Raw genomic sequence first — 15,848 nt, forward strand, 5'->3', positions numbered from 1 at the left:
AGTCTAATTATGATATTTATATCATGCTTCCATGCTTCAAATATTCATACAGAAAAACACCATCTTTAAACGATGGTAGTTATTTATTATTTTATCAATTATGATTTCCATCAATTATAAGTTTATCTATTGATAGAGGTTAAATATCTACCACTTCCAACGTGAAATGAGTTTATTTAAACCACAGTAATATGAGAGATATTCGATACCGCTTTAGTATGAACAGGCTCATAACTAATTATTGACACATCAAAATCTGACGAATAGTTTAAGGAAAATATAATGCTACTCCACATTATTCTAGCCGCCCTTGGTCCTATCGTTTTAGGGTTAGCTGTTGGTTGGTTATCAGGTAAATACGGTTTTATTAAAAGAGAATATTCACAAGCATTCGCTGACTTTGTTGTCAAAATAGCCTTACCATTTGCATTATTTTTAGCCGCCGCACAAGCACCACCCTCAGTACTCTTAAATATTGATTATTTGTTAGCATTGGCCGTCGGTTTAATCGCTACATACATTATTGGTTTCATTTTCGGTAAGTTTATCTTCCGACACAATAAAAAAGATGCAGCAATGCAAGCGCTATCTGTTTCTTTTCCGGATATGGCTTATTGTGGACCACCAGTCTTACTAGCTACTGTCGGTTCATCAGGTTTAATTGCTATGGTGCTAGGAAACCTTATTTATACGGTGATTATTATTCCATTTACTTTGCTGATGATCAGTGGCTCGCAACAAGGGCATAGCGTGATTAAATCAATCGGTAAAGCTATTGCCCAACCTTTAGTATTCCTTCCTATTTTAGGCGCCTTGCTCGCTATTTTTGGTGTTAAGTTACCTGAAATCTTACAGAATTCAGTCAATGAACTTGGTAAAACGGCAGGAGGTGTTGCTTTATTTTTCCTTGGTTTATTGCTATCCGGTATTAAGTTAACTATTAGCAAAGAAATTATATTTAACGTTTTTATTAAAAATTTTGTTCAAGCCGCGTTGATTTTGGCAACAGGTCTTGCAGTAGGTTTACAAGATGACCTCCTAAAAGCCGCCTTTATCATTGGCGTATTACCCACCGCCACTGCGGTTCCCGCCTTAGCAATCAGTAATCAAGCTTATACTGAAACCTCCGCAGGCACCGTGTTATTAAGTACACTTGCCGCTTTAATCTCCATTATCGGTGGAATCGCTATTGTTGAAATGCTTTAAATTGAGCGGCGGGTTTATATTCACCCGCCGCCCCTCAACTTTTCCCCGTTGATTTAATCACCAATTATTTGCCAGATAGATCACAAAAAACGTATCATATCCCTAAGTACTTTTCTTTTATGCACCTGGGATATTTATAAAAATGAAAATTAGTGATGAGTTAGCTGTTGCTATTGCTTCCGTCACCGAAGTTGCCGCTGTTGCTGCCTTCGATTGGGTTGGTAAACAAGATAAAAATGCAGCCGATAAAGCCGCTGTAGAAGCCATGAGAAATCGTCTTAATGAAATTGATTTTCATGGTAAAATTGTGATTGGTGAAGGTGAAATTGATGATGCTCCGATGCTTTATATCGGCGAGCAAGTAGGTAAAAAATCAGGCACCCAAGGGCTCGATATTGCGGTTGACCCCATTGATGGCACTCGTATGGTTGCGTGTAATGAACACAATGCCATAGCCGTACTGGCTGCTGCTCCAACAGGTTCATTACTCCAAGCACCAGACATGTACATGGAAAAACTCGTCGTTGGTGCCGCTGCAAAAGGGGCTGTTCATCTCGCTAATCCCCTCGAAAAAAATTTAGAATTCCTTTCCGCTGCATTGAATAAACCCATTTCAAACTTATCAATCGCAGTATTAGATAAACCACGCCATCAGCATATCATCAAAACCATTCGTAATTTTGGTGCTAACGTGATTACCATTCCTGATGGTGATGTATTGGCATCATTGCTGGCAATACTACCCGAGCATTCAATTGATATGATGTATGGCACTGGTGGCGCACCTGAAGGCATTATTAGTGCGGCCATCGCTCGTGCATTAGGCGGTGATATGCAAGCAAGATTGGTCCCTCGTGACAAAGCAAAGGGGGATAGCGAAGAAAATAAACTACTCGCCGCTCAAGAAGCCATTCGATGCCAGCAAATGGGCATTGAGATTGGGGAAATTTTATCATTAGAGCAAATGGTAAATACAGATGATGTAATTTTTGCCGCAACGGCAATTACGCCAACAGTGTTAATGGGCGGAATTTCAACAGATGCTTATAGCCGTTTTTCAAATACCCTTTTAGTTAACGGCCGTGACCGCTCATTAAAAATCATTAATAACCGCTTATTTAATTAGCCTTTCCATGATATTAAAAAAGGGCCTTTCGGCCCTTTTTTGAATCATTATTCTGCTCGTTCCAGCGTCATACGATTTAACAATGGTGCAGTTAACACCATGACTATCGCAATAGCCCCTGTCACTAAACCAATCTTCAAGAATACATCACTGTACACCGCTAATGACTCAAGCTTACTGGTCAGCTCCCCTTCTGGCGCTGCTGCCATAGAAGCGACATAACCCGCAATAAATGCAGCCGCTGAGTTAGTTAAGAACCACGCGCCCATAATAAAGCCCATCAAACGCTGTGGAACTAACTGAGCTACCATTGCCAGCCCAAGACCAGAGATCATCAGTTCACCAATGCTTTGAAAACCATAACAGATAATCAACCATTCAACAGAAACAATCCCCGCTTCGTTTGCAAATTTGGCGCCAAGCGGTAGTACTAAGAATGCCGCAGAGCATAACACCATACCAATCGCGAATTTATGCGGCATGGGTAAGTTATCACCCATTTTATTATAAATTGCGGCTAATATTGGGCTACCAATCATAATCCATAATGGGTTTAGTGCTTGATACTGTGCAGGTTCGATAGAAAAACCAAACACTTCATGCTCTACGTTATGTAATGCAAAGAAGTTGAGTGAGGTTGGCATTTGGCTATACAAAACAAAAAAGACAATTGCTTCGAGCATCAAGATCAGAGCCACCACCATGCGCCGACGTGCAATCCCCTGAAGAGCTAGCGTTTCTTTAATAAAGATAACCAAAATACCTAAAGAAATAACCGCTAATGCTGTACGCGCTACCCCTAGGTTATGCAATAACCAAGTCGAAATTGCAATCAAGGCAATAACACCCGCGACTGTTGCAACTAACCGTGAAATAATGACCGGAGCAAAGTCAGGTTTTGACCCATGTTGGGAAACCCACTTCTTACACATATAGAAGTTAATCAGCGTAATAATAAGGCCAACAACACTGAGTGAGAATGCAACATCCCAACCATAGTGTTTTGCTAACCACGGTGTTGCAAGCATAGAAAAGAATGAACCAATATTCACAGACATATAGTACATGGTAAATGCACCATCTAACCGCGGGTCATCTTTATCATAACAGGTTGATAACAGTGATGAAGGGTTCGCTTTAAAGAGGCCGTTACCAACGGCAATAGTCGCTAAACCTACATACACCATTGAGACATCATGCCCTGAGAAGGCAACAAACGCATACCCCGCAATCAACGTTAATGTTCCAAGAACAATAACCCGTTTTGTACCAAGTATTTTATCACCTAACCAACCACCAATTGCAACAAAGCCGTAAACTAATGCCGCAAATGCAGAGAATAAAGTGATGGATTCAGTTTCTGACATACCAAGAACTTGGCTAAGATATATAGGTAGAATACCTTGTAAACCGTAGTAACCAAAACGTTCCCAGAGTTCGATGGAAAAGATGAGATAGAATGAGCGAGGTTGCTTAAACGCGTTAAGACTGACTTCCTCTTTGTTATTTGTTGTGGACACAAGTTACCTCTAGTACAACCTGTAGATATGCAAAAAAAACCACGGAACGCTCTATGCGCTCTCGCATTGTTATTACCCCAAGAATTCAACGTCGGAAAGATTCACTTTTGGTAGGAGGAGCATCATTCCTTGATCTCAAAACAAACAAAACTGTGTGCAAACTTGTTTCTGGATCTCAAGCATAAATTCAATGAGTTAAAGCACATTTGATTATTTATTCAACGTTGACTGGTAGATAACCCGCCAAGAACGCAATAATCAATTAAGCCATATACGCTATTTATGCACCAAAATTAAAGAATTAGCTAGTATTAATTACTGCATGGATAAAATCTTATCGTGATTTACTTCAATTTTTAACAAAATAGCGAAACTATCAACGCCCACTATTTAATCACTTGTATACTTAATGTTAAGAATATTATTCTGCCATGAAACTATCGCACCACCGATTATTAACATTAGTGATATGAACGAAAAGCATAATTCAAATAAATAAAAACCAAGAATATATTGAGTGCAAGAAAATGGTTCGAGGGTTTAATGAGTGGGAAAAATACGTAAAATTTTGACAAAAAAAAGCCCAGTAACAAACTGGGCACAATGCATTCTACTCAAGGATCTTTTTACTAAATCAAACTATCACTACGTAGGTGCATTATTACATTACTTCGTGTAAAGAAATGAATGATGAGGGTAAATATATGAATGTTTACGCAAGCAAACAGTATATAGATACTAGTAAGACATGCTAATTTCAGAAAAAGTTCATATTTTTTCTCTTTTTTTATTTTTTCACTTTTTAGCAATATTTAACCATTTGATTTGATAATCATAATGTACAATTTGCTTTAACCCTTGCAGGTCTGAACAAAACCAAATAAGTTACCCGCTAAACTGTGACAAAACCAACATTGAGGTCGCCTTGTGAAAAAAAAACTTCTTCCTTTAATTATCATCGGCAGCCTCTTTGCACACTTAGCTTTTGCTGAGCCTACGCCAACCCCTCTAGATGAAAAAACATTATTAGGGTTAGCAAATGAAGGGCAAGCCGAAGCCCAATTCAATTTGGCCATGTTTTATCAATCCAATAAGCAATTTGAAAATGCAATAAATTGGTACCTCTTATCAGCCCAACAGGGGTTTACAAAAGCGCAAATTAACCTTGCGCTCATGTACCAACAAGGTACTGGCATCCCAAAAGATGAAAAACAAATGCTGCACTGGATGAAGATAGCCGCTGAAAACGGCGACCCTATTGGCCAGATGAATATGGCAGAATACACCTTATATGGTATCGATAAGGCTCTTGAGAAAAACCCAGCAGAAGCAGAAAAATGGTTAAAAAAAGCGGCCGAACAGCAATTTCCAGCGGCTATGTTAACCCTTGCTTACTGGTATGAAGAAGGTAAAGCAGTAACTAAAGACCCGCAGAAAGCACAAAAAATATACCTTGAACTTGCTGAGAAAAACCATCCACAAGCCCTCTACTTGCTTGGCTATCAATCCGCAACAGGTATGTATGACAAAGTCAATTACCCACAAGCTTTCCAATATTTTACTCGCGCAGCGGAGCAAGGCTTTTCCCCTGCTCAAAATAGTTTAGGTATGCTGTACCTAACCGGGCAAGGCACCGAAAAAGATCCCCAAGCGGCAATAAAATGGCTAACTTTGGCGGCCGAGCAAGGTGAGGTTTCCGCACAATTTAATATTGCGCTTATCTATGCTCGCGGTGATGGCATTAAAACTGACCAGACTAAAGCCTGTCACTGGTTTATCAAAGCGGCGCAGCAAAATAGTGCTGATGCCCAATATGCAGCTGGGGCATGCTACCAGTATGGGATGGGGGTTGAAGCCGATGATAAAAAAGCGCTACGTTGGTATAAGCTTGCCGCCGCTAAAGGTGATGAACGAGCTGCAAAAAAAGTATTAATTTTGGAAAACCAGCGCAAATAACTTAATGAGGATGCAATTTATGTGCAGCGATAATTGGATGGGGCGAACAAACGTTTTTATAGGCATTTCGCTTTACTCTCATAATGTAATTTAATCTACATGCCCCCCATTTAACTCCCTTTTATATCATGACGTTATCGTTACCCATTGAGCCAAAGTGGTGCTATATACAAGAAGTTCTGCATTGAATATATACCCCATGCAGAACTTTTATCGATATGCGCAGATTAATACAAACATTCACATTTTTCTGCGGTAGACTCGCTGTGGTCGCCCCACTTTCCCGTATTCAATTTCAGCCTCAATTTTATTTTTTGCCAAACAATATTCCAAATAACGTCTTGCTGTTGTGCGGCTCAATTTTATTGTTTCAGCGATACTTTCAGCTGTATATTCTGCTTCTGAATCAGCAAATAGCGCTAATATTTTTTCTAATGTAATGATGTCAATCCCCGTCGGTAGCTCTTCTTTCGATTCACCACGCGCATAAGTATTAAACATATCATCAATTTTACTTTGGTTAGTTTTACTATTCGCTTGCAGAACAGATTTACGTTGAATATACCTATCTAATGTTTGCCCTAAACGCTCATAAGCGATAGGTTTCACTAAGTAGTCAAAAACCCCTAAGCGAATTGCTTCAGAGACCGTTTCCATGTCGCTTGCTGCGGTTGTGAAAACAATATCTGCGTTGTTTCTTTCTTGTATTAATTCATGAACCAAATCAATACCTTTACCATCAGGTAAATAGTTATCTAATAAAATTAGATCGGGTTTCATATATTCAATCATTTTCCTAGCTTCAGCTAGGTTCCCCGCAAGCCACACTTTGTCACATGCAGGGTACGTTTTTATATACTCGCCATGCATTTCTGCCAGAAGTAACTCATCTTCCACAATGAGGATTTTTATCTTAATCATTTTATATCTTCACTTTCGGAATAAAAATTGAGAATACTGTACCATGCGGTTGATTTTCTTCAATAATCACCGCGCCATTACAGCGCTTAACATAAGATGCAACTAAATAGAGCCCAATACCATGGCCATCTGTTGCATCTGTCTTGGTTGTCACTCCACGTTCAAACCATTTATTTTGAAGCTCTTCGGGGAAACCACAACCTTGATCCACAACTTCAATAACTATTTCCTTTCCTTCATCAGAAAGGTATAACTCGACCTGCTTATTCCCTTGGTTGCTTTTCAAACTTGCTTCAAAAGCATTATCCAATAAATTACCCAAGACAGCACAAAATTCAGTACTGTTTAATGAATCAGGTAAGTCGCGCAGTTGGCTACCCGCCGTAAACTTTAATTGTAACCCTAGCTCTTTGGCTCGATGATACTTACCAAATAATAAGCCAGCAACTTGCTTATCAAAAAATTGCCTGCGTAACGTATCAATCAATTGTTGTTGGGACTCTGATTCACCTTTAATTAGAGCCAAAGCTTGGTCATACTCTTTCATCTGCAATAAACCACTTAATGTTGACATCCAATTAAGGTGTTCATGGCGTAGTGTGCGTAAATTTTCAACATACTGACGCACTTGTGTTAACTGAGAATTTAAGGATTCAATATCATTTTGACTACGAAAGCTGATTACAGCCCCCACAAGTTGCTCACTATCACGAATAGCTACTCGATTTGCAATCACATTTAGCCCATTAAATTCACAAATCACATCATGCCGAGTTGTCGCAATATCGGTCATAAAAAAATCAGCGGGCGATATTCTTTCTGAAACGCGCATACCCGTTAGTTGCCCTAATGGCTCACTCAACATGAGCATTTTTCTAGCATTCGAATTGATATTGATAATCTGCCCTTGGGTATTAACAGCGATGACCCCTTCAAAAACGGCATCAAATATCCCTTTTTGTACTAACACTAATTGTGTGATTTCCTCTGGCTCCATGCCCAACATTTGTTTCTGTATTAGGCGTGAGAATGCCCAAGATAAAAACAATAAAATAATCAATATACCGAGAAACGTAGCGCCAGTTTGTACAAATAGTTCACTGCGGGAGGTGTCAATTTTATTGGTTAAATAACCAATAGAAACCACCCCGATAACTTTACCCTGCTCATCAAAAATGGGAGTTTTTGCTCGTACCGCATTTCCCATCGAACCTTCACCATTGATGAAGTAACTTTCGCCCCGCTCCAATGCACCTGGTTTGTTCCATTGCATTTTGTAGCCAATTTTCTGGCTGTTTGGGTGATATAGGCGAATCGAGTTTTCATCACCAATCACCACATAATCATAATTCGAATCTTGATTGAGTTTATCTGCAATAATTTTCAGTCTTGGGATATCTTTATTTTTTACAGATTGCACCACCCCTTCAATTGAAGCGATTAGCTTCGCTTGGCTCATCGCTAGAGACCTAATATTCGCAATCAACCGGCTTTCCGCAGTATCTGTAAAATATTTACCCAACCCAAACGTCAAAAAGACAGAGACAAGTAATAGAAGAAAGAATACTCGTACTGAAAACGAAATCGAGCTTACTTTTTTCAGTGAGGAGAATGCATATTCTTTTTTCATGTTAAATCTCGTTACACTATGAAAAGTAAAAAATTTGTTAAATACAAAGATAACAATATAACGGATAACTCAGGTTAAAGCCAAAGGTATAATACACATATTAATAATTAAACACATAAAAACCAAGCAATAAAAAACATATCCAATAATTAAAAACTTTAAAACCATTAAACAAATACAAACTCATTTAAGAAACATGAAATAGGTCAAGTATATTAAATACAGCTTCTTTAATATTAATATTGAAAAGGGAAATTAAATAATTACTTATATTAAGCGCACTAAAAAATTCTAAAAATAATTATTTAATTAACTTTAACATTAGCAACATTTTAAAAACATCTCTAAATGAGATGCAGGATACTATTATGTTCGAAAACATAACGTTTAATCAGGTAAAACGTCATGAGAACAGGAAACTTGCTGAAATTACTCAGTTTTTAAAGGAAAACGATTTAGAGCTTGATTCAAGTATCGACGTTTTTATTACTATAACCCGTAATGAAAAATTAATTGCATGCGGGGGATTAGCTAAAAACGTGATTAAATGCGTTGCAATTAGCGATGATGTTCGTGGCGAAGGCCTTGCATTAAAGTTAGCAACAGAACTTGTTAATCTCGCTTATGAAAATAACACAACACATTTATTTATTTATACCAAATTTCAGAACGAAAGCCTATTTCAACAATGTGGTTTTCATACTATTGCAACTGTCCCTGATGTCATGGTGCTGATGGAAAACAGTTGCTGTTATCTAAAACGCTATATTGAAAGCTTAAAAGCACAGCGTAAAGATGGGAAAAAAATTGGCGCCATTGTGATGAATGCCAATCCATTTACCCTTGGACACCGTTATTTGATAGAACAAGCGGCAAAAGCGTGCGATTGGCTACATTTATTTGTCGTCAAAGAAGATACCTCGCGCTTTCCTTATAAAGTTAGGCTTAATTTGATTGAGGCGGGCACAAAAGGGATAGACAATCTCACTATCCATAAAGGCTCTGAATATATTATTTCTCGAGCGACTTTCCCTTGCTACTTTATAAAAGATAAAACGGTTGCCAATAACTGTTATACCGAGATCGATATTAAGATTTTTCGTCAATATATCGCCCCAGCTCTTGGGATCACCCATCGATTTGTAGGTTCTGAGCCTTTTTGCCAAGTCACTAATCAATATAACCAAGACATGCGCTTCTGGCTGGAAACGGACGCTATGAATTTTCCACCTATAGAACTCATTGAATTTCCGCGAATAGTCATCAATGGCACGGCGGTTTCCGCCTCGCAAGTTAGAAGACTGCTCGCTAAAAAAGATCTTGCGGCAATTAAAGCGATTGTGCCTGAAGCGACATATCAATATTTACAAGAAATGCTCGCTAACCAAGTAACAACCACAATAAACCGCACCGAAAGTTCTGAATTAGCCATAGGTGAAATATGAAGATTAAACACGCAGCAATAGCTGGCACGCTTGAATCAAGTGATGTCATGGTTCGCATAGAACCTTTAGAAGATACTCAAGAAGTTTCAGTGCAAGTAACCAGCAGTGTCGAAAAACAATTCGGTGATGCCATCACGCAGATCGTACAAGAAATGATACAGCGGCATGAAATCCAAGGTGCACAAATCATCGTTGATGATAAAGGTGCATTGGAATGCGTACTCAGAGCACGTCTTGAAGCATTATTCGCTCGCGCTTGTGATATCGACTACCTACCTTGGGAGGAAAAATAATGACTCCACAACAAAAATCACGGACACGCAGAAGCATGCTTTTTGTCCCTGGCTCAAACGCAGCGATGCTAAGCAACTCCTTTATTTATAAAGCAGATGCGCTGATGTTTGACCTTGAAGACTCCGTTACACTGCGTGAAAAAGACACAGCTCGACGTTTAGTTTACCACGCATTACAACACCCGCTTTATCAAGATATTGAAACTATTGTTCGTGTCAATGCATTGGATTCCGCATTTGGTGTCGCCGATCTTGAGGCCGTCGTTCGCGGTGGCGCCGATATTGTTCGCTTGCCAAAAACCGATACTGCGCAAGACGTTATTGATATTGAAAATGAAATTCTACGTATTGAAAAAAGTTGTGGTCGTGAGGAAGGCAGTACTGGATTACTGGCCGCCATTGAATCCCCTATGGGGATCACCCAAGCTGTTAATATTGCACATTCATCACAACGACTTATTGGCATCGCACTAGGTGCCGAGGACTATGTCCGCAATTTGCGCACCGAGCGGTCTCCTGACGGCGTTGAACTCCTCTATGCTCGGTGCGCCATTTTACAAGCCGCACGCTCAGCTGGTATCCAAGCTTTCGATACCGTTTATTCTGACGCTAATAATGAAGAAGGCTTTCTACACGAAGCCGCTCACATTAAACAACTCGGCTTTGATGGCAAGTCATTGATAAATCCAAGACAAATTGAGTTACTTCATAACCTGTATGCACCTACTCAAAAAGAAGTCGACCATGCTCAACGTGTTGTTGAAGCAGCTGATTCAGCTGCCCTTGAAGGTAAAGGTGTTGTGTCTTTAAACGGAAAAATGGTCGATGGCCCAGTGATTGATAGAGCCCGTCTTGTATTATCACGCGCAGCATTATCAGGCATTCGGGAAGAGTGAGGCAAATAAAATGACAAATAGTACTCAGCGTCAGGCTCGCGTATCAGCCTACCTACAACCAAATATGGATGAAACTCAACAAGAATTCCAAGATATTGGCAAAATACAACAGCAGGTACAAAAACCGAGAAATCGCAAACTGTGCGATGATTTACAAGTTGCTATCCGTCGTTCTGGCCTCAAAGACGGTATGACGATTTCATTCCATCACGCATTTCGTGGTGGCGACCTTACCGTTAATATGGTGATGCAAGTGATTGCCGAAATGGGTTTTCGTAACCTTACCCTTGCTTCTAGTTCATTAAGTGCATGTCACTCCCCCTTAGTTGAACATATTCGCCACGGCGTTATTCGTAAAATTTATACCTCAGGTATTCGGGGGCCATTAGCTGAGGCTATTTCACGTGGAGAATTGGATGAGCCAGTACAAATCCATTCACATGGCGGACGAGCAAACTTAATACATAGCGGTGAGCTATCAATCGATGTAGCCTTTATTGGTGTTCCTTCTTGTGATGAGTACGGTAATGCCAATGGCTATACAGGAACTGCAAGCTGTGGTTCTTTAGGTTATGCCAAAATTGACGCAGAAACAGCTAAAAAAGTGGTCATGCTGACAGAAGAATTATTGGATTACCCACATAACCCATCCAGTATTAAACAAGATGAAGTTGACTACATTGTGAAAGTAAAACGCGTAGGCGACGCAGATAAAATTGGCGCCGATGCGACCCGTATGACATCTAACCCTCGGGAACTTCTCATTGCCCGTACCGCCGCGGATGTGATCGAAAAATCCGGTTATTTTAAAGATGGTTTTTCATTGCAAACAGGGACTGGCGGTGCATCTCTGGCAGTAACTCGTTTTCTTGAAGATAAAATGAGACGTCACAATATTACCGCAGGCTTTGCATTGGGCGGGATCACGTCAACCATTGTTGATTTACATGAGAAAGGCTTAATTCGCAAATTATTAGATGTACAAAGTTTTGATAAAGCCGCCGCAGAATCATTAGGCCGCAACCCTAATCATATTGAAATCAGTGCGAATCAATATGCTTGCTTTGATTCTAAAGGGGCCTCCGTTGATATGCTTGATGTGGTGGTACTCAGTGCGCTAGAAATCGATACTCGCTTTAATGTCAATGTATTAACCGGCTCTGACGGTGTCATTCGTGGAGCTTCAGGTGGTCATAGTGATACAGCGGTGGCCTCAAAACTCTCCATCATTGTGGCACCATTAGTTCGCGGGCGCATCCCAACCTTAGTTGATGAAGTATTAACTTGTGTTACTCCAGGCTCAAGCGTTGATATTCTCGTGACGGACCATGGTATTACAGTAAACCCAGCTCGTCCTGAATTAAAACAACAACTTGAAAGCCAAGGGATTAAAACTGTTTCAATGGACTGGTTAAGAGAACGAGCACAACTCTTAACTGGTACTCCTAATCCAATTGAATTTACCGATAAGGTCGTGGCCGTTGTTCGCTACCGCGATGGTTCGGTCATTGATATTGTTCATCAAGTGAAGGAGTAACTATGTTTTACCCACTGCCTGATACTCAAGAGCAATTTGAAATTTCCTTACCTGAACTGCTAGATAGCCGTGATGCCCGTCAGGCTCGTCAGCAACAATGGATTGGTCTCCATCAGGTAACCTTGATTTCATTTACTGTCGTTTTCCCGGGAGCGGTTAAAGATAACTCCCTTGTTAGACATGTTTTTAATCAAGGACTAAATGCGCTTAAACAAATTGCTTCACGCAGGCAGTGGGTGTTTTTATCACAACAATCATGGGCATTAAAAACAGGACCGGAATGTTTGGCTGCTGTTGATGTCGATGCAATTGAAATTAAAAAAGCGTTAATTGAAATTGAAGAGTTATCGCCAGTGGGACGGCTATGGGATTTTGACGTTTTTGATGCGAACGGACAGCAGTATTCTCGCTCACAATTAAACCTCTCTTCAAGGCGTTGTTTGGTTTGTGAGAATGAAGCTAAGGTGTGTGCTCGACATCGAACACACCCACTTGGTGAGATCCTTAACCGTATTGAGGAGTTAGCTAATGCAACACGCTAAACAGTTAAACTCTATCACTGAAGAACAAGTTCAGCATTACAGCCAATTAGCTTGGCAAGCTTTGCTCGCTGAAGTGAATTTAACCCCTAAACCGGGGTTAGTCGATAAACATAACACAGGTGCCCATAAAGATATGGCACTGACCGATTTTCACTTAAGTGCCAATGCAATTGCAAAATATTTCCCTTATTTTCTACTCGCAGGGGCTCAGCATAAAGATTTACCGATAGAAAACGTTTTAATCAATATCCGTAGTATTGGTATTAATTGTGAAACGGCCATGTTCCGTGCAACTCAAGGTGTAAATACGCATAAAGGCAGTATTTTTTCCCTAGGGTTGGTATTAACTGCAATCGGCCGTTTAATTGCCTTACAGCAACCCGTGCTGCCTCAATATATTAGTCAGTTAGTGGCAGGAATGTGTGTTGGAATTACCGATGAATTAAAAAAACCAACTGATACCCCAACGGCAGGGCACCGCCTATATCAGCAATACGGGCTAACAGGTGCTCGAGGTGAAGCGCAAAATGGTTACGCGTTAGTCACTCAACATGCACTCCCTTACTATTTACAACAACTCGCAAAAGATAAAGCAGACGATATTGCCCTACTTGATACCTTAATTTTATTAATGAGCCTGAATGATGACACTAATATTGTTAATCGTGGAGGTATTCAAGGGTTAGAGTGGGTAAAACAACGCGCTATACAATTATTACATCAAGGGATTAATACCCACAATGATTTAATTTTTGTAAAAAATTTCGATAATGAATGTATTCAACAGAATGTCAGCCCCGGCGGCAGCGCAGACTTATTAATATTGACTTGGTTTTTTTCCCGATTAGCAAATCAACATCACGGTTTAACATTACAAAAATTCAACATTATTAATATAGGAAGAAATAAGAAAAATTAAATTAATTAAGTAAATAAAAACCAATTAAATATTTATTAATAAAAAACATCCGCTTTAGAATGAATTACTAATAAAACCAATTTATTATTTTCATTCAAGATGCAGCCATATTAAAAATTGTTATTTTAACAAATTCCTAATATTAAAGTTCATTCAATTTAATATTAAATAAATTTAATATTGATTTAATCAAGGAAATTGGCTTATGCAAAAAGAAAAAATATGGAAGCTATTTATATTAATAGCGATTCCAATTATCATTGCTTTAATACCAACACCAACTGGGCTCCCACATATTGCTTGGTTATTATTTGGTCTTTATCTTGCCGCCATTGTAGGGTTAGTATTAAAACCCTATTCAGAACCCGTTATCTTATTAGCCACTATTGCAGCAAGTGCTGTCATTATTGGTATTACAGGTACTAAAGATGTCAAAGCAAGTGAAGTGCTCAGCGGTTATGCGTCTGGGACCACATGGTTAGTATTTGCTGCATTTACACTGAGTGCCGCATTTGTAATTACCGGTCTCGGGAAACGTCTCTCGTATATATTAATAGGTAAGCTAGGCGGAACAACGCTTGGGTTAGGATATGTCACTGCTATTCTGGATTTAATTATTGCTCCTGCTACCCCATCGAATACTGCACGAGCTGGGGGAATTGTTTTTCCTATCATCAATAGTGTCGCGGTTGCTTTAGGGTCAGATCCAGAAAAAAGCCCTCGTAAAGCAGGTCACTATTTACTGGTTAACGTATATATGGTGACTAAAACCACCAGCTATATGTTTTTAACTGCCATGGCACCGAATGCTTTAGCATTAGCGATGATGACCGACATCATGGGGATCCATTTAAGTTGGGGTGGATGGGCACTCGCCGCTTCAGTTCCCGGCTTAATCATGCTGATTTTAACTCCCTTAATGATTTATAAGCTTTACCCACCAGAATTAAAAAAAGTAAATAACAAAGAGATCGCGGCAAAAGGCCTTGAAGAATTAGGCCCGATGACTATGCGTGAAAAATTACTCAGCATTGTATTTATTATTGCGCTTTGTGGCTGGATTTTTTCCGACTTAATCGGCGTAAGCGCATCCAGTGTTGCTATTGCCGTCATGGCATTAACCCTGATCCTTGGTGTTGTTACTTGGGATGATGTCTTAAAAAACAAAGGCGGCTGGAACACGCTGATTTGGTACGGTGGGATCATCAGTATGTCTGGCGTACTGACTAAAGCGGGTTTCTTTAAATGGCTAGCTGATACCATGAGCCAATACCTTTCTTTCGGCGACCAAGCCATGCTTGCCTTCTTCGTCATCATGTTTATCAGTGTCGCGATACGTTACTTATTTGCCTCTGGTGGTGCATATGTCGCCGCGATGGTTCCAGTATTCGCGACAGTCGGTATGGTAGCTGGTGCACCTCCAATGCTACTGGCTCTAGGCTTACTTTTCTCTAATGCCTACGGTGGTAGTGTAACTCACTATGGTGGTGCGGCTGCGCCTATCGTATTCGGGGCGGGTTATAACGATATTCGCTCTTGGTGGATTATTGGTGGCCTTGTCGCATTCATTAGCTTACTTGTTCATATGACTATCGGTTTAGGTTGGTGGGAAATTTTAATTAACACTGGGTTAATTTAATCCTCACGCCTTTATATAACGGTATGGGCACAATGATTATTGTGCCCAATTTAACTAAACATTATTTCTCACGCTTCTATGGTTATTTGCAGCCTTTAAGCTATCGCGTAAATATTTATCGGCTTCCCCTAAATAGTTCTCGTTGTGGCTAGGCGGCAAATGAAGGCATCCCAAGGAGCATACAAAGGTATGTGACTTGGGTAACTGAGTGTAGCCAA

The 15,848-nt window shown here is 39.9% G+C and carries 13 protein-coding genes; 10 read left to right on the forward strand and 3 right to left on the reverse strand.

Going from position 1 to position 15,848, the window contains the following annotated elements; translation table 11 throughout:
* Positions 1 to 282: 282 nt before the first annotated feature.
* Both ABE954_RS13370 and glpX read left to right on the forward strand, forming a co-directional pair.
* Positions 283 to 1,206 carry an AEC family transporter gene (locus ABE954_RS13370; RefSeq protein WP_042844172.1) on the forward strand — a complete coding sequence of 308 codons (924 nt, stop codon included), beginning with the start codon at positions 283 to 285 and terminating at the stop codon, positions 1,204 to 1,206.
* Between the two features lie 148 nt (positions 1,207 to 1,354).
* Positions 1,355 to 2,332, forward strand: coding sequence for a class II fructose-bisphosphatase (glpX, locus tag ABE954_RS13375; RefSeq protein ID WP_370661219.1), 978 nt, complete (start codon positions 1,355 to 1,357; stop codon positions 2,330 to 2,332).
* 47 nt (positions 2,333 to 2,379) lie between these two features.
* Here the strand turns inward: glpX and dtpA are convergent, their stop codons facing one another.
* Positions 2,380 to 3,852, reverse strand: coding sequence for a dipeptide/tripeptide permease DtpA (dtpA, locus tag ABE954_RS13380; protein WP_042844175.1), 1,473 nt, complete (start codon positions 3,850 to 3,852; stop codon positions 2,380 to 2,382).
* 927 nt (positions 3,853 to 4,779) lie between these two features.
* On the opposite strand from dtpA, the gene ABE954_RS13385 reads away from it, so the two are divergent.
* Complete coding sequence (locus ABE954_RS13385) at positions 4,780 to 5,808, forward strand: SEL1-like repeat protein (protein ID WP_042844176.1); 1,029 nt, start codon at positions 4,780 to 4,782, stop codon at positions 5,806 to 5,808.
* A gap of 240 nt (positions 5,809 to 6,048) precedes the next feature.
* Here ABE954_RS13385 and dpiA read toward each other — a convergent pair whose 3' ends face one another.
* Together dpiA and dpiB are read right to left on the reverse strand one after the other, a co-directional pair.
* Positions 6,049 to 6,729, reverse strand: coding sequence for a two-component response regulator DpiA (dpiA, locus tag ABE954_RS13390; RefSeq protein ID WP_042844177.1), 681 nt, complete (start codon positions 6,727 to 6,729; stop codon positions 6,049 to 6,051).
* Between the two features lies 1 nt (position 6,730).
* Positions 6,731 to 8,359 carry a sensor histidine kinase DpiB gene (dpiB, locus tag ABE954_RS13395; RefSeq protein ID WP_048606926.1) on the reverse strand — a complete coding sequence of 543 codons (1,629 nt, stop codon included), beginning with the start codon at positions 8,357 to 8,359 and terminating at the stop codon, positions 6,731 to 6,733.
* A gap of 368 nt (positions 8,360 to 8,727) precedes the next feature.
* On the opposite strand from dpiB, the gene citC reads away from it, so the two are divergent.
* The 7 genes from citC to ABE954_RS13430 all read left to right on the forward strand — a co-directional run bounded on the left by citC (position 8,728) and on the right by ABE954_RS13430 (position 15,630).
* A complete protein-coding gene (gene citC, locus ABE954_RS13400) occupies positions 8,728 to 9,804 on the forward strand; it encodes a [citrate (pro-3S)-lyase] ligase (protein ID WP_042844179.1) in 1,077 nt (358 codons plus the stop codon).
* A complete protein-coding gene (gene citD / locus ABE954_RS13405) occupies positions 9,801 to 10,097 on the forward strand; it encodes a citrate lyase acyl carrier protein (protein WP_042844180.1) in 297 nt (98 codons plus the stop codon). The genes citC and citD overlap by 4 nt, the downstream gene beginning before the upstream one ends.
* Positions 10,097 to 10,993, forward strand: a complete 897-nt coding sequence (citE, locus tag ABE954_RS13410) for a citrate (pro-3S)-lyase subunit beta (protein WP_042844181.1) — start codon at positions 10,097 to 10,099, stop codon at positions 10,991 to 10,993. Before citD ends, citE begins: the two co-directional genes overlap by 1 nt.
* Before the next feature lie 64 nt (positions 10,994 to 11,057).
* Complete coding sequence (citF, locus tag ABE954_RS13415; protein WP_370661218.1) at positions 11,058 to 12,530, forward strand: citrate lyase subunit alpha; 1,473 nt, start codon at positions 11,058 to 11,060, stop codon at positions 12,528 to 12,530.
* A gap of 2 nt (positions 12,531 to 12,532) precedes the next feature.
* Positions 12,533 to 13,072, forward strand: coding sequence for a citrate lyase holo-[acyl-carrier protein] synthase (gene citX / locus ABE954_RS13420; RefSeq protein ID WP_042844183.1), 540 nt, complete (start codon positions 12,533 to 12,535; stop codon positions 13,070 to 13,072).
* Positions 13,059 to 13,991 carry a triphosphoribosyl-dephospho-CoA synthase CitG gene (gene citG / locus ABE954_RS13425; protein ID WP_131679932.1) on the forward strand — a complete coding sequence of 311 codons (933 nt, stop codon included), beginning with the start codon at positions 13,059 to 13,061 and terminating at the stop codon, positions 13,989 to 13,991. The genes citX and citG overlap by 14 nt, the downstream gene beginning before the upstream one ends.
* Before the next feature lie 205 nt (positions 13,992 to 14,196).
* Positions 14,197 to 15,630 (forward strand): anion permease, encoded by a 1,434-nt coding sequence (locus ABE954_RS13430; protein ID WP_048606916.1) that lies wholly within the window; start codon positions 14,197 to 14,199, stop codon positions 15,628 to 15,630.
* Positions 15,631 to 15,848: the final 218 nt, after the last annotated feature.

This window comes from Providencia sp. TYF-12 (assembly GCF_041344805.1).
GTDB classification, from domain to species: domain Bacteria; phylum Pseudomonadota; class Gammaproteobacteria; order Enterobacterales; family Enterobacteriaceae; genus Providencia; species Providencia huashanensis.

Excerpts from the sequence above, each read along its gene's own strand:
- citG (WP_131679932.1), top strand. The coding sequence starts at position 13,059 with ATGCAACACGCTAAACAGTTAAACTCTATCACTGAAGAACAAGTTCAG.
- ABE954_RS13430 (WP_048606916.1), top strand. The coding sequence starts at position 14,197 with ATGCAAAAAGAAAAAATATGGAAGCTATTTATATTAATAGCGATTCCA.
- dpiB (WP_048606926.1), bottom strand. The coding sequence starts at position 8,359 with ATGAAAAAAGAATATGCATTCTCCTCACTGAAAAAAGTAAGCTCGATT.
- citF (WP_370661218.1), top strand. The coding sequence starts at position 11,058 with ATGGATGAAACTCAACAAGAATTCCAAGATATTGGCAAAATACAACAG.
- citD (WP_042844180.1), top strand. The coding sequence starts at position 9,801 with ATGAAGATTAAACACGCAGCAATAGCTGGCACGCTTGAATCAAGTGAT.
- citX (WP_042844183.1), top strand. The coding sequence starts at position 12,533 with ATGTTTTACCCACTGCCTGATACTCAAGAGCAATTTGAAATTTCCTTA.
- dpiA (WP_042844177.1), bottom strand. The coding sequence starts at position 6,729 with ATGATTAAGATAAAAATCCTCATTGTGGAAGATGAGTTACTTCTGGCA.
- citC (WP_042844179.1), top strand. The coding sequence starts at position 8,728 with ATGTTCGAAAACATAACGTTTAATCAGGTAAAACGTCATGAGAACAGG.
- citE (WP_042844181.1), top strand. The coding sequence starts at position 10,097 with ATGACTCCACAACAAAAATCACGGACACGCAGAAGCATGCTTTTTGTC.
- ABE954_RS13370 (WP_042844172.1), top strand. The coding sequence starts at position 283 with ATGCTACTCCACATTATTCTAGCCGCCCTTGGTCCTATCGTTTTAGGG.